General features: G+C 63.0%; 18 protein-coding genes. 11 read left to right on the top strand and 7 right to left on the bottom strand.

What is annotated here, in order from left to right; all coding sequences use genetic code 11:
• The first annotated feature begins 37 nt into the window (after positions 1-37).
• A complete protein-coding gene (locus ACWHRL_RS17730) occupies positions 38-454 on the top strand; it encodes an acyl-CoA thioesterase (RefSeq protein ID WP_447530389.1) in 417 nt (138 codons plus the stop codon).
• Positions 455-511: 57 nt separating this feature from the next.
• Here ACWHRL_RS17730 and ACWHRL_RS17725 read toward each other — a convergent pair whose 3' ends face one another.
• The 3 genes from ACWHRL_RS17725 to hexR all read right to left on the bottom strand — a co-directional run bounded on the left by ACWHRL_RS17725 (position 512) and on the right by hexR (position 4832).
• Positions 512-1600 carry a TRAP transporter substrate-binding protein gene (locus tag ACWHRL_RS17725; protein ID WP_447530388.1) on the bottom strand — a complete coding sequence of 363 codons (1089 nt, stop codon included), beginning with the start codon at positions 1598-1600 and terminating at the stop codon, positions 512-514.
• A 101-nt stretch (positions 1601-1701) separates the two neighbouring features.
• Complete coding sequence (uvrD, locus tag ACWHRL_RS17720; protein ID WP_447894696.1) at positions 1702-3903, bottom strand: DNA helicase II; 2202 nt, start codon at positions 3901-3903, stop codon at positions 1702-1704.
• 74 nt (positions 3904-3977) lie between these two features.
• Positions 3978-4832 (bottom strand): transcriptional regulator HexR, encoded by an 855-nt coding sequence (gene hexR / locus ACWHRL_RS17715; protein WP_447530386.1) that lies wholly within the window; start codon positions 4830-4832, stop codon positions 3978-3980.
• A 265-nt stretch (positions 4833-5097) separates the two neighbouring features.
• On the opposite strand from hexR, the gene ACWHRL_RS17710 reads away from it, so the two are divergent.
• Positions 5098-5316, top strand: a complete 219-nt coding sequence (locus ACWHRL_RS17710; protein ID WP_447894695.1) for a PA3496 family putative envelope integrity protein — start codon at positions 5098-5100, stop codon at positions 5314-5316.
• 103 nt (positions 5317-5419) lie between these two features.
• On the opposite strand, the gene ACWHRL_RS17705 is transcribed toward ACWHRL_RS17710, so the two are convergent.
• From ACWHRL_RS17705 to ACWHRL_RS17695, 3 genes are all read right to left on the bottom strand, one after another.
• Positions 5420-6763: a sodium-dependent transporter gene (locus tag ACWHRL_RS17705; RefSeq protein WP_447894694.1), complete on the bottom strand. Its 1344-nt coding sequence runs from the start codon at positions 6761-6763 to the stop codon at positions 5420-5422.
• A 163-nt stretch (positions 6764-6926) separates the two neighbouring features.
• Positions 6927-7781 (bottom strand): DUF72 domain-containing protein, encoded by an 855-nt coding sequence (locus tag ACWHRL_RS17700; protein ID WP_447896198.1) that lies wholly within the window; start codon positions 7779-7781, stop codon positions 6927-6929.
• Positions 7782-7840: 59 nt separating this feature from the next.
• Complete coding sequence (locus ACWHRL_RS17695) at positions 7841-8635, bottom strand: IclR family transcriptional regulator domain-containing protein (RefSeq protein ID WP_447894693.1); 795 nt, start codon at positions 8633-8635, stop codon at positions 7841-7843.
• Positions 8636-8760: 125 nt separating this feature from the next.
• Between ACWHRL_RS17695 and aroQ the strand changes: the two genes are divergently transcribed.
• The 7 genes from aroQ to ACWHRL_RS17660 all read left to right on the top strand — a co-directional run bounded on the left by aroQ (position 8761) and on the right by ACWHRL_RS17660 (position 16398).
• Positions 8761-9210: a type II 3-dehydroquinate dehydratase gene (aroQ, locus tag ACWHRL_RS17690; RefSeq protein WP_447894692.1), complete on the top strand. Its 450-nt coding sequence runs from the start codon at positions 8761-8763 to the stop codon at positions 9208-9210.
• A 193-nt stretch (positions 9211-9403) separates the two neighbouring features.
• Positions 9404-10702, top strand: a complete 1299-nt coding sequence (locus ACWHRL_RS17685) for a class-II fumarase/aspartase family protein (protein ID WP_447894691.1) — start codon at positions 9404-9406, stop codon at positions 10700-10702.
• Between the two features lie 184 nt (positions 10703-10886).
• Positions 10887-11708, top strand: a complete 822-nt coding sequence (locus ACWHRL_RS17680; RefSeq protein WP_447530380.1) for a CoA transferase subunit A — start codon at positions 10887-10889, stop codon at positions 11706-11708.
• On the top strand, positions 11705-12478 hold the full coding sequence (locus ACWHRL_RS17675; protein ID WP_447894690.1) for a CoA-transferase subunit beta: 774 nt from the start codon (positions 11705-11707) through the stop codon (positions 12476-12478). The genes ACWHRL_RS17680 and ACWHRL_RS17675 overlap by 4 nt, the downstream gene beginning before the upstream one ends.
• 24 nt (positions 12479-12502) lie before the next feature.
• Entirely contained in the window at positions 12503-13705 is a 1203-nt protein-coding gene (gene pcaF, locus ACWHRL_RS17670) for a 3-oxoadipyl-CoA thiolase (protein ID WP_447530378.1), read from the top strand.
• An 11-nt stretch (positions 13706-13716) separates the two neighbouring features.
• The gene (locus ACWHRL_RS17665) at positions 13717-14889 is read left to right on the top strand and encodes an alpha/beta fold hydrolase (protein ID WP_447894689.1); all 1173 of its coding nucleotides are present in this window, start codon (positions 13717-13719) and stop codon (positions 14887-14889) included.
• 57 nt (positions 14890-14946) lie between these two features.
• Complete coding sequence (locus tag ACWHRL_RS17660) at positions 14947-16398, top strand: aldehyde dehydrogenase (protein WP_447894688.1); 1452 nt, start codon at positions 14947-14949, stop codon at positions 16396-16398.
• An 84-nt stretch (positions 16399-16482) separates the two neighbouring features.
• Here the strand turns inward: ACWHRL_RS17660 and ACWHRL_RS17655 are convergent, their stop codons facing one another.
• Positions 16483-17385, bottom strand: a complete 903-nt coding sequence (locus ACWHRL_RS17655) for a LysR family transcriptional regulator (protein WP_447894687.1) — start codon at positions 17383-17385, stop codon at positions 16483-16485.
• A gap of 101 nt (positions 17386-17486) precedes the next feature.
• Here ACWHRL_RS17655 and mdlC point away from each other — a divergent pair, with 101 nt between their 5' ends.
• Together mdlC and ACWHRL_RS17645 are read left to right on the top strand one after the other, a co-directional pair.
• A complete protein-coding gene (gene mdlC / locus ACWHRL_RS17650) occupies positions 17487-19067 on the top strand; it encodes a benzoylformate decarboxylase (protein ID WP_447894686.1) in 1581 nt (526 codons plus the stop codon).
• A 59-nt stretch (positions 19068-19126) separates the two neighbouring features.
• On the top strand, positions 19127-20143 hold the full coding sequence (locus tag ACWHRL_RS17645; protein WP_447894685.1) for a TRAP transporter substrate-binding protein: 1017 nt from the start codon (positions 19127-19129) through the stop codon (positions 20141-20143).
• The last annotated feature ends 67 nt before the right edge of the window (positions 20144-20210 follow it).

The raw sequence follows: 20210 nt of genomic DNA, 5'->3' as shown, positions 1-20210 counted from the left end.
GTCTTTTACAACAATAAGCCTTTGAAGCGACCCGACTATGACACCGCTTGAACATGACCTCGACGATGCGCCTGCTCCGCTTGGGCAGTTGACGCTAAAGCTACTGGCTTCACGTCAGGATACCAATCTTTATGGCGATATTGCCGGCGGCTGGCTGGTCAATCAGATGGACCAGGCCGCTGAGTTGGCGGCCGGCCGTGAAGCGGGCGGGCGCACCGCGACGGTTGCGATCGAGTCGATGGACTTTCTAAGCCCGGTACGGGTGGGCTCGATGGTGAGCGTATACACCCAGGTACAGGAAATCGGCCACAGCTCGATCAAAATCGATGTCGAGGTGTGGGTGCGCCCGCCCCAGGGGCGTACCCTCGAAGAGCGCCAAAAGGTGACCGAGGCCCGCTTCGTGGTCGTGGCCCTGGACGATAACGGGCGTATTCGCGCCGTGCATAGCGACTAGCGCGGCCATCAAAAAGGGCGCCTTGGGCGCCCTTTTTCAATGCTCTGACGCTGACACTCAGGCGCCGATGCTCTCGCGACCCTTGAAATAGGCGTACTCGCCGATGTCGCTGAACGGACGCATCAACTGCTGGAACGCCGAATAGGATTCGTAGACGCGGCGCGACTCTTCGTCGTTTTCGGTCTGGCGCTGAATCACTTCTTTCGATGCCTCGAACAGCGCCTGCATGACGTCGTCCGGGAAGGTGCGAAGCTCGACGCCGTGCTCGTCGACCAGGGTTTCCAGCGCCTGGGCGTTGTGGAAGGCGAACTCGGTGAACATGGCCAGGTTCGAGGCTCGGGCGGCTTCGCGAATCACCGCCTGTAGATCTTCCGGCAGTTCGTTCCAGGCGTCCAGGTTGATGAAGCTTTCGACCAGCGCGCAGGGCTCGTTCCATACCGAGGTGTAGTAGTAGTCGGCGACCTGGTGCAGACCGAAGGCCATGTCGTTGTACGGGCCGACCCAGTCCGCGGCGTCGAGCACGCCGGTCTGCATCGAGGTAAAGATCTCGGAGCCTGGCATGTTCACGGTGCTCACGCCGATGGCGTTCATCGCCTCACCGGCAAGACCGGGCAGGCGCAGGCGAAGGCCCTGCATGTCGTCCAGCGAGTTGATCTCTTTTTTGAACCAGCCGGCCATCTGCGGGCCGGTGTTGCCCACGGCGAACGGCTTGAGGTTGTGGTTGGCGTACACCTCGTCCCAAAGCTCTTGGCCGCCGCCGTGGTAGATCCAGGCGTTCATTTCGGTGGTGGTCATGCCAAACGGCACCGCCGTAAAGAACTGCGCCGCCGCCACCTTGCCGCGCCAGTAGTAGGGCGTGGAGTGGCCAATCTCGGCGGTGCCCGCGGAGACCGCATCGAATACTTCGAGGGCCGGGACCAGCTCGCCGGCACCGTGTACGCGAATACGCATGCGCCCATTGGAGAGCTCTTCCACCCGGCGGGCGAAGTCGTTGGCGCCGGTGCCGAGCGCCGGGAAGTTTTTCGGCCAGGAGGTGACCATATCCCAGGTGTAGGTTTGTTGGGCCTGGGCGCTGCTCACGAAGGGGGCGGCGGCGACACCAGCGGCGCCGAAGCCGGCGGTTTTGATGAATTGGCGGCGTTGCATGAGAGGGGATACTCCAACGAAGTCTGTTTTTTTATAGTTGCACAAAGGCGCAAGCGTCGCTTGTGAGTATGCGCCAAAGGGGTTTTGTTGGGCAAGTGAGCCTAAAGCGGGGTGAGCTTGGCAAAACCGAGCACCAGCCACTTGTCGCCTTCGCCTTCGAAACTAACGTGCACCCGGGCCCGCGCCCCCTGGCCTTCGGCGTTGAGGATCATGCCTTCGCCGAACACCGGATGACTCACGCGCTGGCCCACGTGGAGCTCTGGAAGCTCCCCGTCGCTCTCGATGGAGGTCTGCGCGTAGTTGGGCCGCGCGGAGGCGGTGACCGGGCGCGCGACGTGGCCGCGCAGGCGCACCTCCTCGAGCAGATGCGGCGGTAGTTCACGCAGAAACCGCGATGGCCGGGGGAAGACCTCCTTGCCGTGCAGCCGCCGCGTTTCGGCGTGGGTGAGATAAAGCTTCTGCATGGCGCGGGTCACACCCACGTAACAAAGCCTTCGCTCCTCTTCCAGGCGCCCCGGCTCCTCGACGGACATCTTGTGTGGGAAAAGCCCCTCTTCGACGCCGGCGATGAACACCACCGGAAACTCCAAACCCTTGGCGGAGTGCAGCGTCATTAGCTGCACACTGTCCTCGAACTCCTCGGCCTCGTGGTCGCCGGCTTTGAGCGCGGCCTCGGACAGAAACGCTTCCAGTGCGGTCAGGCCTTCGCCGGCTTCCGGCGTCTCGAAGGCGTCGCCCTGGGTGAAGGCCCGCGCCGCGGTCACCAGCTCGCCCAGGTTCTCCACCCGCGCTTGGCCCTTCTCGCCGCGCTCGCTCTTGTGGTGCTCGATCAGCCCGGTGTGCTCGATGACATGGTCGATGATTTCAAAAAGTGTCAGCCCCGCGGCGTCGTTTTCGAGCTGCTCGATCAGGTTGGCGAATGCCTGCACGGCGTTACCCGCCCGGCCTTTCAGCGTGCCATCACCGACGGCGTCGTGCAGCGCCTGCCAGAGGGAGACGCTTTCCAGGCGGGCGCGGTGGCGCAGGATTTCCACGGTGCGCGTGCCGATGCCCCGGGTGGGCACGTTGATCACCCGCTCCAGTGAAGCGTCGTCGTCACGGTTGAGCAAAAGACGTAGGTAGGCCAGGGCGTTCTTGATCTCCAGGCGCTCGTAGAAGCGGTGGCCGCCGTAGATGCGATATGGCATCCCCTGGCGGATCAGTGTCTCCTCGATCAGCCGCGACTGGGCGTTGGAGCGGTAAAGAATCGCCACGTCGCGCCGGTTCACGCCTTCGTCGACGCGCTCCTTGATGGTGTCGACGATGTAGCGCGCCTCCTCCAGGTCGTTGAAGCCGGCGTAGACCGAGATCGGCTCGCCTTCGACGCCATCGGTCCAAAGATTCTTGCCCATGCGCTCGCTGTTGTGACTGATCAAGGCGTTGGCGGCGTCGAGAATCGCGCTGGTGGAGCGGTAGTTCTGCTCCAGGCGCACGGTATGGGTCTGGGGGAACTCGTCCTCGAAGCGGCGAATGTTCTCGATTTTCGCCCCGCGCCAGCCGTAGATCGACTGGTCGTCGTCGCCGACCGCGGTCATCGGCGTCTGCATGCCGGTCAGAAGCTTCAGCCAGGCGTACTGCAGGGTGTTGGTGTCCTGAAATTCGTCCACCAGCACGTGGCCGAAGCGCTCGCGGTAGTGGTTCAAAAGCGCCGGGTTGTCCCGCAAAAGCTCCAGGCTTCTAAGCAAGAGCTCGCCGAAATCGACCAGCCCGCCGCGCTCGCAGGTGAACTGGTAACGCTCGTAGAGTTCGACCATCTGGCTCAGGTAACCGTCGCCGTCCACATTGACCTGGTGGGGGCGTAGGCCCTCTTCCTTGCAGCCGGAGATGAAGCTCTGCACCTGGCGCGGCGGGTAGCGCTCGTCATCGACGTTGTAGTCCTTCAGCAAGCGCTTGACCAGGCGTAGCTGGTCGTCGGAGTCGATGATTTGAAAGTTCTGGGGGAGTTTCGCGTCCTGCCAGTGGGTGCGCAAAAGCCGGTGGGCGATGGAGTGAAAGGTGCCCACCCAGACGTGGCGCATGGAGATGCCCAAAAGCGCTTCCAGGCGCGTGCGCATCTCCCGGGCGGCCTTGTTGGTAAAGGTAACGGCGAGCAGCGCGTAGGGCGAAAGGCCCTCGGCCTGCATCATCCAGGCGATGCGATGCACCAGTACCCGGGTTTTACCCGAGCCCGCCCCGGCGAGCACCAGTAGATTGCCCTGGGGGGCGCTGACCGCCTCGCGCTGCGCGGGGTTGAGCTGATCGAGAATCGCCGTCACGTCGTCCATGGTAGCCGCTGCCGGTTTGCAAATGGGCCGACAGTTTAACACAGCCCGGTCACTGGACGACCATACAGTGCGTGCTAGCTTTCGTCCGGGTAGCGCAGCGTGTTCAAGCTCTTCTTCACCGCTTTTAACTGCTCGGCAAGCTTCGGCCCGCGGGTTTTGGCAACGCCCACCGCCAGCACGTCGATCAGCACCAGATGCGCAATGCGCGAGCTAAGCGGCGTGTAGATCTCGGTATCTTCGTGGACATCGATGTAGAGCGGCAGGCTCACCTCGTCGGCCAGGGGCGACTCGCTCGGGCAAAGCCCGATCACCGTGGCGCCGGCTTCCCGGGCCAGGCGAACGCTTGCCACCAGCGCCTTGGTGCGCCCGGTTTGCGAGATCGCCACCACCACGTCGCCTTCCTGGAGCGTGACCGCGGACATGTTCTGCATATGCGGGTCGGCGTAGGCGGACGTGGAAATCTGCAGGCGGAAGAACTTGTGCTGAGCATCGAACGCCACCGCCCCGGAGGCGCCAAAGCCGTAAAATTCGACCCGGTTGGCCATGGCCAAGGCGTTGACCGCGCGGCCGAGGGCGTCGTTATCCAGCCGGTCGCGCACCGATAAAAGCGTACCCACGGTGGAGTCGAAAATACTGTGAGAGAACTCCGCCACCGAGTCGCTATCGTTCATCGAGAACTGGGCGAACTGGCTGCCCGAGGCAAGCATCTGCGCCAGCTGCAGCTTGAAATCCTGAAAGCCGTTACAGCCCAGCGCCCGGCAAAAGCGCACCACCGTGGGTTCGCTGACGCCGGCTTCCGTTGCCAGGTCCACGATGCGCATGTGGATCACTTCGTCGGGGTTACGCAGGACGAAGCGCGCGACTTTTTGTTCGGAGCGGCGAAAGTGCTCCATGCGGCGTCTCATTTCATCGAACAGGGCGCGACTCACGGTGAGCTCCTTGATTATTCGGTACACGCTACGATCCCATAGCGTTTTCGACAGTATGCCTGACCCAAGCGCGTTATGCGCCGTCAAGCCGTTCGCCATTCCTGCGTGGCGCTTGCGCGTTTAAAAGCCGTTAAAGCTTTTCTTTCCGGACCGTCATCATTTTGTCAAGTAGGTTATAGTAATAAGTGACGTGCCGCACTGCATCATAAATAGTGGTCACGGATGCAGGTGGACGAACGCCGATTCACCTGAGGGAGCATCGATTATGAAAAACGTCGAACGCTTGACGTCGCTTAAAAGCGAACTGCTCGAACTATTCATGGGAATGGAAGTCGCCGAACACACGCAGCGCCGGAGAAGCGCCGCCCAGCGCAATCTGAAGGCGCGCCGCGGCATCGAGCTGCACCGGGAGTCACAAAAACTTTCCCGAGACATCGCCCCGCTGCCGGAGGATGAGGAGCTGGCGCACCGCGCGCTTCACTAGCGCGTAACGGGTTAAAGCGCCGGGTTCAGCCTTGCGCAGATACCAAAAGGCCCTGCCAATGGCAGGGCCTGATAAGTGGCCGACATCCGTTTTGCCAAGCGGCTTAGATGAAGCCCGCCACGAACACCACAACCACGCCAATCGGTGCCACGTATTTGGTCAGCAGATTCCAAAGGCTGTAGTCGTACACGTCCATGCCAAGCTCCTTGCGCGACTCTTCCTTGTCCAGGCAGAGCGAGTAGAACACGATCGCGCCCAGGCCGGTCAGCGGCAGCAGAATCTTGCCGGTGAAGGTGTCCAGGAAGTCGAAGATGTTCAGCCCGAACAGCAGCACGTCCTCCCACACGTTGAACGACAGCAGCGCCGCTACGCCGACCAGCCATACCGCGGCGGCACTTGTCACTGTCGCGCCCAGGCGGCCAAGGCCCGTGCGCTCTTCGAGGGTTTCCACCACCGGTTCCAGCAGCGAAATCGCCGAGGTGAGTGCTGCGAAGGTCAACAGCAAAAAGAAGCCGAGTCCCAGGAGGCTTCCGCCGACCATGTTGCCGAAGGCAATAGGCAGCGTAACGAAGATGAGGCCAGCGCCGCTGGACGCATCAAGGCCCGTGGCGAAGACGATCGGGAAGATCGCAAGGCCCGCCAACAGCGCGATGGCGGTGTCGAGGACGATGACCGTCCGCGCGGTACTCAGCAGGTTGACGTCCTCACCCAGATACGAGCCATAGGCCATCATGATGCCCATACCCAGCGACAGCGTGAAAAAGGCTTGGCCCATGGCGGCCAGCATGACGCCGCCGTTGAGCGCGCTCCAATCCGGCGTGAACATGAAGGCGAGCGCCTCACGGAAGGAGCCGCTCACCGCGCCGTAACCAACCAGCACCAGTAGAAGGACGACCAGTGCCGGCATCAGGATGCGCGCGGCGGCTTCCAGCCCTTTGGTAACGCCGCGGGCCACGATGCCCACGACCAGCACCATGAAGAGCGTGTGCCAGATCAAAAGCGAACCCGGGTCGCCCTGCAGCGCCTCGAAGGCCGCTTCGCTGGCCTCGGCGTCCTGGCCGCTGAACGAGCCGGCCACCGCATTGATGGTGTAGTTGAGCGACCAGCCGCCGATCACGCTATAAAACGACAGGATCAAAAACGACGCCAGCACGCCGCTGATACCCACCAACGCCCACCGACGCGTGCGGCCATGGCGTTTGGCGAGATCCGCCATGGTGTTGATCGGGTTTTTCTGACCACGCCGGCCGATCATCCACTCCGCCACCAGAATTGGCAGGCCCACCAGCGCCACGCACGCCAGGTAAACCAGAACGAAGGCCGCGCCGCCGCTTTCGCCGGTCAGGTATGAAAAGCGCCAAATATTCCCCAAGCCAACCGCTGAACCAGCGGCCGCCAGCACAAAGCCCATACGCGATGACCATTGTGCATGTGCCAGTTTTGCCATACATCACCCAAGGTTTTCAGTTTGTAATAAGCTTTTTTAAGCTAACGCCCCCACTCGATAACATTAAGTGGCTATCGAAAGTATGCGCAATTTATATGAACAGCGCCCACCATGCCAGCGCCCGCCGGTGCCCGGTGGGCAATTCCTCACGCTGAAGGCTCGGCTAGAAGAGCGGTGTTTGGGTGTCGCCGGGGAAGGTAGCCAGTGCGGGGAGCGAAACCTGTTCGCACAAGGCGTTATAAAGCATTTGTGCCATCTGGGGCGACTCGCGGTTATCCGCTGTATGCACAAACAAGAAAGGGGTTTTCCCCTGATTTATCCACAGGTTGATACGCGCTATCCACGGCGTGAAATAGTCCCTGTTGATCGCCTTGTCAATGTGCCCGATGAAACGAATGACCGGCTGATTCGCCGTTGAAAGCACGTGTAGCGGGAGTTTCGGCTTTCCCTGACGCGCTTTGTCAAGCCCCGGATGGCGTTGGTCCGGCGTTGAAAAGACCGGACGCACATCCAGCATTACGCGGTTAGCCGAATAAGTTATCAACAATTGGTTAAGCGCTTTTTCCGCGTCCCCTTTCTGGAAAAACTCGGGGTGGCGTACCTCGACGGCGCAGGGTAAATGCGTAGGCCACTGGGCGAGCAGCGCCTCCAATCTGGGCAGCTCCTGAGCGCCGAAATCCCGGGGCAGTTGCACCATGGTGGGCCCTAGCCGGTCGTGCAGCGGCGTCAAGGCATCGAGAAACGCCCAGGCGTCGCCGAGCGAGCCCAGCCGCTGGTCGTGCGTTACTCGCGCGGGCAGTTTGAAGCAGAAACGAAAGTGCGCCGGCGCCTGACGCGCCCAGGCCGCAATGGTTTCGGCCTTTGGCGCCCCGCTGTAAAAGGTGGTATTGCCCTCGACACTCGAAAATACGGTGGCGTAGTCGCTTAAAAGATCCGTTTTCGCGTGGCGCGGGTAAAGGCTACCTTGCCACTCCTGGTTGGCCCACATGGGCAGGCCAAGGTAAAGGGGAGAAGGCACACTCATCAGCGGACACCCTTTTAGTGAAGCGCAGCTTTCAAGCGAGATTTAAACGAAGGTTAACGCGTAATGGCGGTGCGTATCTGCGCGGCCTTTTGCTGTAATAGCGGCAGATACTCCTCGAGCAGCGTGTCCATATCGACACGCGCCGCATTCGTGCTGATATTGATCGCCCCCAGCAGCCTACCCGAGGCGTCAAAGGCCGGTACGGCAAGCGAGCGTAGGCCGGAGTCCAGCTCCTGGTCGGCAACCGCGTAGCCCTGCTCGCGAACGGCGTGAAGCCGCTTTTTGAGCGCCGTTTTATCGACCAGGGTCTTGTCGGTGTAGCGCTTTAGGGCAATGCGCTCCAGATACTCCTCGAGCGCCTGCTCAGGGAGCTGGGCAAGCAGAACGTGGCCCATCGACGTATGCGCCGCCGGCAGGCGAGTGCCGATGGAAAGCGTAATGGCCATCAAGCGATGAGGCGCCGCTGAACGCGCGAGGTAAATGACCTCGTCACCGTCGAGCTGGCCAAGCGAGGAGGACTCCCCGGTACGGGCGGTAATGTCTTCCAGGAACTGCTGGATAACGCTACGATAATTGTTCGCGGAAAGAAACGAATAGCCCAGCTGCAGGACTTTGGGCGTCAGCTCGAAATAACGCTGGTGCTTTCGCACGTAGCCGAGCGCGTGCAACGTGAGCAAAAAACGCCGCGCCTTGGCGCGATTCATGTCGGTGCGCGCGGCCACTTCGCTCAAGGTCATACGTGGATGCGCATCGTCGAAGGCCTGAATGACCTCCAGGCCACTGGCCAGGGCAGAGACAAAGTCACGGCTATCGGGCGTGAGCACATCGTCCGGTAAAGAGTCTTTCATAGCGAAGGGGTCACCGTTGGCACGCGGTTATAAAAAAGCTAATGTAACATAGTGTTCGAATAGCGAACAATTATTCGTTAGTCTGCTCCAGCACCCTCAACCCGCCATCAAGGAAGCTATCTACTATGGGTCACAAAAAGGTAACGGTACTGCACGGGCCGAACCTCAATCTTTTGGGCACCCGCCAGCCCGATATCTATGGCCACGAAACCCTGGAGGACGTGAACAACCGGCTGCGCGAAGTGGCGCTGCAGTCAGGGTGGGAGGTCAACTGCTTTCAAAGTAATCACGAAGGCGCGCTGATCGATGCAATCCACGCTGCCCGGCAAGACGCGAGCATGGCGATCATCATCAATCCGGCGGCCTATACCCACACCTCCGTTGCCATCCTGGATGCACTCAACGCCTTCGAAGGGAGGGTCATCGAAGTGCATATTTCCAACGTGCACAAGCGCGAAAGCTTTCGTCACCACTCCTACGTGTCATTGCGCGCTGACGGGGTGATCGCCGGGCTTGGAACACAAGGCTACCTGGCGGCGCTGGACGCCATCATGAAAGCGCGCGGCACTGTTTGAAGCGCAGGCAGTGGCATATAGAGCGGTAACGAGGGGTCATTGATATCTGGAATACACCTTAGTGCCCTGGTACACATAGCAAATATTCATACCATTTTTCCATTGAGAGCGGTTGTTACGCTATTTTCATGCTCTGAATAACCGTCATCGGAGCCCCATACCCATGCCCGCCCCCTTCTTTAAGCACCCCTTCATGAGCCAGAGCGCGCTTTCCACCTGTGACGAAAACGCCATGGTACGCGCCATGCTGGCCTTCGAGCTGGCGCTGGTGGAGATCCAGGAAGCCTCGGGGGCAGCGCCCGAAGGCGCAGCCCTGACAATGCGCGAGCAGCTCGAAAGCGCCACCTTCGATACCGTCGAACTCGCCGAGGGCATCGCCAGCGGCGGTAACGTCGCGATTCCGTTCGTTAAGCAGGGCCGGGGGCGACTCGGTGACGACCTCAAACGCTATTGGCACCAGGGCGCCACGAGTCAGGACGTGGTGGACACCGCGCTGATGCTCCTGCTCAAGCCGCGTCTCGAAGCGCTCGATCAGGGGTTAAAGCGCTGCCGCGCCGCGGCGGTTTTGCTCATGGAGGCCCACGCTGAGACGCCCATGGTGGGGCGCACGCTGATGCAACAGGCGCTGCCGATCACCTTCGGGGTCAAGGTGGCGCACTGGGCCATTGGGTTGGAGCAGGCGCGCCGGCGTTTGGCAGGGGTGGAGCTGCCGGTTCAGTTTGGCGGCGCCGTGGGCGTGCACTCGGGCTGGGGGGATCACGGCCTTGGCTGGATGGACGCGCTGGCCAAGCGGCTGGGGCTGGCGGCGCCGGTGCTGCCCTGGCACACCGACCGCTACCCGGTTCAAAGCTTGGGCGCCGCGCTTGATGGCGTCGCAGGGGCGGTCGAGCGCATCGCCCTGGATATTTCGCTGTTAACCCAGACCGAAGTCGGTGAAGTGGCCGAACCTTCGGCCCCCGGTATGGGCGAGTCCTCCTCCATGCCGCATAAGCGCAATCCGGTGCGCTGCGCGTTGATTCGCGGCGCCGCCCGGCAGGTACACGGCCACGCCAGCGTGCTTTCGAACGCGGCGGCGCAGCCTCTGGAGCGTGGCCTGGGCGAGTGGCATGCCGAGTGGGCCCCGCTCACGGAAAGCGCGCTATTGGTCGAGGGCATGCTGGAGCAGGCCGCGGTGCTACTCGAGGGGCTGGAAGTGAATCCGCAAGCGATGCGGCGCAATCTGTCGGCAACCGGCGGCGGCATTATGGCCGAGCCGGTCGCGCGTTTGCTGACACCCGCGCTGGGAGCAGAGCGGGCAAAGGCGGTGAGCGCCGAAGCCGCCGAACGAGCGCGCAAGCAGGACCGCTCCTACGCCGAGGTACTCGCCGAGTACGCCGACGTGGCAAACGCCGTTATCCAAGAGGCACTGGAGAAGACCTGTGATCCCGCTTTATACCTTGGTAGCAGCGTCGCCCAGGTAAGCCGCGCTAAAGATTGGTTGGAAAAATCATAAGCAAATGAATTATATAGATTAATTAAGCGGAGTTTAAAAAGGATGGCGTTTATCGAAGCGCTACCGTCATGGCCTGGGGTTTGACGCTATTCGCTTAGCGCAGTAACTTGTTCGTATAAAGAATGTATGTTCGTTATGTGAACAAAATGTCAGAGATGGCAATTCCCTGCTAAGAGGCACCCCTATGGCCGAGTTTCTCAGCCTGCATGACGCGGTGGCGCGCTACGTCGAAGACGGCGCGACCGTGGCCATGGAAGGCTTTACCCACCTGATTCCGTTTGCCGCGGGCCACGAAGTGATCCGCCAGCAAAAGCGCGACCTCACCCTGATCCGTATGACCCCGGACATCATTTTTGATCAGCTGATTGGCGCCGGTTGCGCCAAAAAGGTGATCTTTTCCTGGGGCGGCAATCCGGGCGTCGGTTCGCTTCACCGCCTGCGCGACGCGGTCGAGAAGGGCTGGCCTCGCAAAATCGAGATTTTGGAGCATAGCCATGCTGCCATGGCCTGCGCGTTCGAAGCCGGTGCGGCGGGATTGCCGCTGGCGGTGCTGCGCGGCTACGTGGGAAGCGAGCTGCCAAGCGTGAACGACCAGATCAAGTTCATCGAGTGCCCGTTCACCGGCGAGCGCCTGGCGGCGGTACCATCGGTGCGCCCGGACGTCTCGATCGTTCACGCCCAGCGCGCGGACCGCCAGGGTAACGTGCTGGTGGAAGGCATCGTCGGCGTTCAAAAAGAGGCCGTACTGGCCGCGAAGCACAGCATCGTCACGGTGGAAGAGATCGTCGACGATCTGGACACCCACCCCAACGCCTGCGTGATTCCGGGCTGGGCGATCAGCGCCATCGCGGTGGCCGAAAAGGGCGCGCTGCCCTCCTACACCCACGGCTACTACGGGCGCAGCAACCGCTTCTATAAGGAGTGGGACGCCATTGCCCGGGACCGCGACACCTTCACCCAGTGGCTTGACGATAACGTCTACCAGGCAGGGGAGAACGCCCAATGAGCCTCGAATACACCTCGTCTGAAATGATGACGGTCACCGCCGCCCGGGCGCTGGAAAACGGCTCGACTTGCTTCGTGGGGATCGGCCTGCCGTCAGAGGCGGCCAACCTGGCGCGTCTCACCCACGCCCCGGATGTCGTGCTGATTTACGAATCCGGCACGTTGCAGACCAAACCCAACGTGCTGCCGCTCTCCATTGGCGACGGCGAGCTGGCCGAAACCGCGCTGACCACCGTTTCGGTGCCGGAAATGTTTCGCTACTGGTTGCAGGGCGGCAAGGTCGACGTCGGTTTTTTGGGCACCGCCCAGATCGACAAGTACTGCAACCTCAATACTACCTTGATAGGCGACTACCGCGAACCCAAAGTGCGCCTGCCCGGCGGCGGCGGCGCGCCGGAGATCGCCACCAACGCCGGTGAAGTGTTCATTACCTTGAAACACTCCAGCCGGGCCTTCGTCGAGCGGGTCGATTTCGTGACGACGCTCGGCTTTGGTCGCGATGGAAAGGGGCGCGATAACGTCCCCAACATCGGCAAGGGGCCCACCCGGGTGATCACGGATCTGTGCGTGATGAAGCCCGACCCGGAGACCAAGGAGCTGGTGGTGGTGTCGCTTCATCCGGGAGTAACCCGGGAGCAGGTACAGGAAGCCACCGGCTGGGAAATCCGCTTTGCTGAGCAGTTGGAAAGCACCCCGGTGCCGGATGAGAACGAATTGTCGGTGCTGCGCGAGCTGAAAGAGCGCACCGACCGCGCCCACGCCGGCCAGTAGGCATTTGAGTTGTAGGAGAGAACGATGAGCGACGTTTATTTGTGCCACCCCCGCCGCACCGCGGTCGGCCGCTTCGGCGGTACCCTGGCGCCGGTTCGCCCTGACGATATGGCCGCGACGATTTTCAAGGCGGTGCTTCAAGAGGCGCCGAGCCTCGACCCGGCGGCCATCGAGGAAGTCTTCATGGGCTGCGCCAACCAGGCCGGCGAGGACAACCGCAACGTGGCGCGCATGTCGTCGCTTTTGGCGGGCATTCCCACCTCGGTGCCCGGCACCACCATGAACCGGCTGTGCGGCTCGGGCATGGACGCCGTGGGCACCGCGTTTCGCGCCATTAAAGCCGGGGAAATGGAACTCGCGCTTGCCGGCGGCGTGGAGTCGATGTCCCGCGCGCCGTTTGTCATGGGCAAGGCCGACAGCGCTTTTTCCCGCGGCCAGAAAATCGAAGACACCACCATCGGCTGGCGCTTCGTGAACCCGATCATGAAAAAGTCCTTCGGTATCGACTCCATGCCGGAGACCGCGGAAAACGTCGCCGAGCAGTTCGATATTGCCCGGGAAGATCAGGACGCCTTCGCGCTGCGCTCTCAGCAAAAAGCCGCCGCGGCGCAAAAGGCCGGCCGCTTCGCCCGCGAAATCACTGCCATCGAGATCCCCCGGCGTAAGCAGGAGCCCCTGATTTTCGATACCGACGAGCACCCGCGGGAAACGACGCTCGAGAAGCTCGCCGGTCTTCCTACGCCGTTTCGTGAAGGGGGCAGCGTCACCGCGGGTAACGCCTCCGGCGTCAACGACGGCGCTGCCGCCATGCTGGTGGCCAGCGAAGCCGCCGTGAAGCAGCACGGCCTGACGCCCATGGCGAAGATCATTGGCATGGCCACCGCCGGGGTCGAGCCACGCATCATGGGCTACGGCCCGGTACCGGCGGTGAAAAAACTGCTCGCGCGTACCGGCATTTCCCTCGACGATATCGACGTCATCGAGCTCAACGAGGCGTTCGCTTCCCAGTCGCTGGCCTGTATGCGCGATCTGGGACTCAAAGACGACGACCCTCGGGTCAATCCTAACGGCGGCGCGATTGCGCTGGGCCACCCGCTGGGCATGTCCGGCGCGCGGCTTTTGCTCACCGCTGCTTATGAGCTTCAAAATAGCGGCAAGCGCTACGCACTCTGTACCATGTGTGTCGGCGTAGGCCAGGGTATTGCCACGCTGATCGAACGCGTTTAACGGAGGCCATCATGGCGTTTCATACGATTAATGGCCGCAGCGTTGCCTATCGGCTGCTCGGCTCGCAAGCCAATCCGCTGGTGGTGCTGGCCCACCCTTTGGGCATGAGCCAGGCCGTGTGGGACGACGTGATACCCGCACTGCTCCCCCGCTACCGCGTACTGACCTGGGATCTGCCCGGCCACGGCGCCAGTCAAGCGGTCCACGACGCCAAAATCAGCCCCGCCGATCTGGCCCAGGAAGCCTTGGCGCTGACAGAGCTTGTCGGCGCGCGGCGTTTTCACTTCGTGGGCACCTCGATCGGTGGTGTCGTGGGCCAGCAGTTGATCGCCGAGCATGGCGATCAACTGCTCTCCGCGACCCTCACCAATACCGGAGCGGTGATCGGTAACCCGGATTTATGGAACACCCGTGCCGGCCGCGTGCGTGAAGAGGGGCTCGAGGCCATGGCAAAGGAGATCGTGCCACGCTGGTTCGCGCCCCAGGCGTTCGATGCGAGCCCCGCCCTCAAAGCGGGCTGGTGTGTCCAGATGGGCCGTGGGGACGACGAATCCTATGCCCAGCTTTGTGAGATGCTGGGCCGCGATACGTTCACCGGCCGGCTGGCCGGCAAGCGCGCCAATGTGCACCTGCTTGGCGGAAGCGAAGACCTCGCGACGCCGCCGGCGACCCTCGAGGCGCTCTCAAAAGAACTCGGCGGTGCACCGCTCGAGGTTTTTGACGGCGTAGGCCACGTGCCGTCGGTCGAGGCGCCGGCGCGCTTTGCCGAGACACTGCTGGGCATCATGGCGATAGCGCTTGGCGATGTGGCCAACGAAGGCGTGACCTACGCCACCGGTCTTGAAACCCGCAAGCAGGTGCTGGGCGAGGCGCACGTCGAGCGTTCCACCGCCAACGCCAACAGCCTGGATGCGCCCTTCCAGCAGATGATCACGCGGCTAGCCTGGGGCGAGCTCTGGAGCAACGAGGACCTAACGCGGCGCGAGCGCAGCATGATCACCACCGGCATTTTGGCAGCACTCGGCCGTGAAGAGCTGACGCTGCACCTGAAAACCGCTCAACGTATCGGTTTGAGCGAGGCCGAGCTGCGCCAGGTGTTGATGCACGTGGCGATCTACGCCGGCGTACCGGCGGCCAATCACGCCTTTGCGCTGGCCAAGGAGCTTGGCTGGGGTGAGGGGTAGCCAATCTTTCGTCAGTCGTCCTTAATAACAATTCAACGAACCCCAAGGAGCCACGCCATGACGCCTGTTCAACTGTTAATCGACGGCCAACCCTGCCCGGCCTCACAGAGCGCCACGTTTACGCGCAACAACCCGTTGAGTGGTGAGGCCGTGTCCGAGGTGGCGGCGGCGTCGCTCGAGGACGTGGCGCGTACCGCCGAAGCGGCGCAGCGGGCGTTCAAGGCCTGGTCGCAGGTCGGCCCGAGCGAGCGGCGGGCGAAGCTCAACAAGGCCGCCGATCTGATGGAGGCGCGCCGAGAGGCGTTCGTCGACGCCATGGTCGACGAGACCGGCGCCACGCCGGGCTGGGCCGCTTTCAACGTCACCGTAGCGGCCAACGTGTTGCGCGAATCGGCGGCGCTGACGACCCAGATCCAGGGCGACGTGATCCCCTCCAACGTGCCGGATAACCTGGCCATGAGTGTCCGGGTGCCCTGCGGCGTGGTGGTGGGAATTGCGCCCTGGAATGCGCCGATCATCCTCGGCACCCGGGCCATCGCTGGGCCGCTTGCCTGCGGCAACAGCGTGATCCTCAAGGCCTCTGAGATGTGCCCGCACACCCACGCGCTGATCGGCGAGGTGCTCATCGAGGCGGGCCTGGGCGACGGCGTGGTGAACGTCCTTCACAACGACCCAGAGCAGGCGGCGGACGTGGTCAGCGCGCTGATCGCGCATCCGGCGGTGCGGCGTATCAACTTCACCGGTTCCACCCACGTGGGGCGGATCATCGCCGAGCAAGCGGCCAAACACTTAAAGCCCGTGCTTCTCGAGCTGGGCGGCAAGGCGCCGTTTTTGGTGCTCGACGACGCGGACATCGACGCGGCGGTGGAGGCGGCGGCCTTCGGCGCCTTCTTCAACCAGGGCCAGATCTGCATGTCCACGGAGCGCTTGATCGTCGATGAAGCCGTGGCCGACGAGTTCGCCGAGAAGCTCGCGTCGAAGGCGAAAACGCTGCGCGCCGGCGACCCGCGCGACGATAGCAACGCCCTGGGCACGTTAGTGGCGGCCGCCGCCGGCGACAAGCTCAATGCGTTGATCGACGACGCGACCGGTAAGGGTGCGCGGCTTGCGTGTGGCGGCAAGGCCGAGGGCGTGGTGATGCAGCCCACGCTTTTGGATAACGTGACCGCCGATATGCGCCTCTATGCAGAGGAGTCCTTCGGGCCGCTGGTGGCCATGATGCGCGTCAAGGGCGAAGAGGAGGCCATCCGCATCGCCAACGACAGCGAGTACGGCCTTTCCGGGGCGGTCTTCACCCGGGACAGCGCCCGCGGGCTGCGCGTGGCGGGGCAGGTCGTCACCGGCATTTGCCACATCAACGCGCCCACGGTGCACGACGAGCCGCAGATGCCCTTTGGCGGCGTCAAAAGCAGCGGCTACGGCCGTTTCGGCGGCAAGGCGGTGATCGAGGAGTTCACCGACCTGCGTTGGATGACGCTACAGACCGGCCCGCGCCACTATCCGATCTGATACCTGCGTCATTAGCCCTCTTTTAGTCATGACCCTGAAAGCGGCGCCTTGTGCGCCGCTTTTTTGGGCCGGGCCGCCGCGAGGCTACGCTCGTTGTGCGGCGGTCACGGCGTCGATGACGGTAGCGCAGAACCAACGCTGGGACGCCGCACTGCGCGGTTGAGCGTGCCAGTGCAGCGCGACCTCGAAACTCGGCACCGCGAAGGGCAACTCATGGACCCGGAGCCTGGCATCAGCAAAGCGCGCGGCGATCTGAAGGGGCAGAATCGCGATGAGATCGCTGCCTTGCAGAACCTGGGGGAGCACCGAGAAGTGCGAAAGCGACAGGCTCACCTTGCGCTCGATACCGCGCTGCGCCATGACCTCCTCGACCAGGTCGTGGCCCGACGAGGAGGCGATCGACACGTGCCGACCGTGAACGAACCGCTCGATGCTCAAGTCGCCGTCGGCCGCGCCGCCTTGCCGGTCGAGCAGGCAGACGTAGCGGTCCTCGAGCAGCACGTGCTTGTCGATATCGGCGCCGCCGAGCGCCCGGCTGCAGATCACCGCATTGACCTTGCCGGTGGTCAGCCACTCCCGCGCCTTGTCGATCTCCAGTGGTACCACGTCGAGCTCGGCCTGGGGCGCCTGGGCGTAGAAGGCTTTCAAAATGGCGGGCAGCAGTGCCATTTCGCCCAGGTCGGTCAGCGCGAGTCGGAAACGGAGTTTGCAGCGCTCGGGCGTGAAGTGGCGGCTGCCGTCGATGGTGTCGTTGATCTGGCGCATGGCCTCTTTCAGCGACGGATAGAGCTGGCGGGCGACCGTGGTGGGCTCCATCCCATGGGCAGTGCGCACGAACAGCCGGTCGTCGAACAGCTCTCTTAGCCGATTCAAGGCGTAGCTGATCGACGGCTGGGTGACGTGGAGCTTTTCGGCGGTCAGCGTCACGCTGCCGGTTTCATGCAGCATCAGGAAGGTGCGAATCAGGTTCAGATCGACCTGCGCCATAACTATAAGCCTCATCTATTTTTATAAGAAATATTATTGATTTGATCAATTATAGGCGAGCCCGCTAGGTTGGATGCAAGACATCCAACAAGGAGCAGCCGATGCCCAGCGTTCACGCCACGACCTACGCGCTCTTGCGCCGCCAGGGGATCACCAAGATCTTCGGCAACCCAGGCTCCAACGAGCTGCCGTTTCTCAAGGGTATGCCGGAGGACTTCGAGTACATCCTGGGCCTTCACGAGGGTGTGGTGGCCGGCATGGCGGATGGCTACGCGCTGGCCAGCGGCAAGCCCGCCTTCGTGAACCTGCACGCCGCGGCGGGCACGGGCAACGCCATGGGCGCGCTGACCAACGCCTGGTATTCCCACTCGCCGCTGGTGCTCACCGCCGGCCAGCAGGCGCGCTCGATGATCGGCGTCGAGTCGATGCTCGCCAACGTCGACGCGCCGCAGCTTCCCCGGCCGCTGGTCAAGTGGAGCTATGAGCCGTCCTGCGCCGAAGATACCCCGCGAGCGCTGAGTCAGGCGATACACAGCGCGAGCGCGCCGCCCAAGGGGCCGGTCTACGTCTCCATTCCCCACGACGACTGGGAGCGCGAGGCCGGCGAGGAGGCACGCCACCTGCTGGAGCGCGAGGTGCGCCATGCCAATGCGCCGCAGGTGGGGCAGGTCGAGCGCCTGGCCGAGCGGCTTCAGGCGGCGGCGAACCCGGTGCTGGTGCTCGGCCCGGAGGTCGACGCCGAGCAGGCAAGCGCGCTGGCTGTCGAGCTTGCCGAGCGCCTGAAAATGCCGGTATGGGTGGCGCCGTCGGCGTCGCGCTGCCCGTTTCCCAACCGCCACCCCTGCTTTCGCGGCGTGCTGCCCGCGTCCATCGCCGGGATCAGTGAGCAGCTCGAGGGCCATGATCTGGTCGTCGTTATCGGCGCGCCGGTGTTTCGCTATCACAAGTACGCGCCGGGGCGTTATCTACCCGAAGGGGCGAGCCTCGTGCACGTTACCTCCGACGCGGACGAGGCCGCCCGGGCGCCGATGGGCGAGGCGTACGTGGGCAGCGTGCACGGCATGCTCGAGGCGCTCTTGCCGCGTCTCGAGGCAAGCAGCCGCGCGATGCCCGAAGCATTACCGACACCCGGGGCGGTGCAGGATGAAAAGGGCCGCATGGCGCCGGCCAACGTGTTCGAAGCGGTGAACGCGCTGGCGCCCAAGGATGCTATCTACGTCAAGGAGGCCACCTCGACGGTAGAGATCTTCTGGGAGCGGGTCGAGATGCGCCACCCCGGTAGCTACTTCTTCCCCGCCGCCGGCGGGCTCGGCTTTGGTTTGCCGGCGGCGGTCGGCGTCCAGCTCGCCCGGCCGGAGCGCCAGGTGATCGGCCTGGTCGGCGACGGCTCGGCCAACTACGCCATCACCGCACTCTGGAGCGCGGCCCAGTACCGCGTCCCGGTGATCTTCATCATTCTCAAGAACGGCACCTACGGCGCCCTGCGCGGCTTTGCCCGGCACATGCAGGTGGACGACGCGCCGGGGCTCGACGTGCCCGACATCGATTTCTGCGCGCTGGCCGAAGGCTACGGCGTGGAGGCCGTATGCGCCACGAACCGCGAGGATTTGGAAGCCGCGCTGACGAAGGGCCTTGGCATGGATACTCCGCTGCTGATCGAGGTGCCCACGCTCCAGACCTAAACGCGGGTGCCGCCACACTTTCGCTACACGCTCGACAATGACAACAAGAGGACGACCTCATGAAACGCGCCATCTCACTCAACCTGCTGGCCGCTTGCGTCGCCACCGCGTCCTTCGGCGCCCAGGGCGAAACGCTGCGAATGTCCCACTTCTGGCCCTCGGCCTCTGCCGTTCATCAGAAGATTTTCGAAACCTGGGCGCAGAGCGTCGAACAGGCCTCCGAGGGGGAACTCGACGTCCAGATCTTTCCCTCGGGCACGCTGAGCAAGCCGGATCACGCCTACCAGGGGGCGGTCGACGGTATTTCCGACATCGCCGCCTCGCTTCAGGGTTACACCTCCGGTCGCTTCCCGCTCTCCGAGATCGTGCAGTTACCCGGGGTCTCCAGTAGCGCACCGCAAGGCTCGTGCATTCTGCAGACGCTCTTCGACGAAGACCTGATCGCCAGCGAGTACGAGGACGTCAAAGTGCTGTTTTTGTTCACCACCGGGCCGGCGTACCTGCATACGCGCAGCACCGAGATCCAGTCGCCTTCGGATCTGGCGGGGCTGCGTATCCGCCGACCGAGCGACGTCGCCGGTGAGATGCTCTCGAGCCTGGGGGCGGATCCGCTGGGTATGCCCGCGCCGGATATTTATACTTCGCTTCAGCGCGGCGTCATGGATGGCTTGAGCTTTCCCTGGGAGGCGATGCGCGTGTTTAGCATCAACGAATTGGTCGACTACCACCTGGAAGTGCCCTACTACTCGGGGGCGGTGATGGCGGTCATGAATCGTGATGCCTATGAGGGGTTGAGCGATGATATGCGCGCGGTGATCGACCAGCACAGTGGTATGGAATGGTCCCAGGTGGCCGGTGAGGTGTATCACCAACTCGACGCGGTGGGCCGTGAAGAAGCGCTGGAACAGGGCGATACCATCCACACCGTGGAAGACCCCTTGAACGACCCCGAATGGGCAGGGCCGCTGGAAGAGGGCACCGAGCGCTACCTGACGCGGCTCGAACAGCGCGGCCTGGATAACGCCCGCGAGGTCCATGAGCGCGCCTTGAGCCTGCGTGACGAGTGTGCAGAGTGAATCGCGTGGTTTCCTTGCGCGGGTGAATCGGCGAAGGTAGGGGCTTTCCTTTCGCGGATGGAGAGCC

The sequence above is a fragment of the Vreelandella sp. GE22 genome (assembly GCF_968212445.1).
Note: the sequence above shows the minus strand (reverse complement) of the source record. Positions and strands in the feature narration are given on the sequence as shown.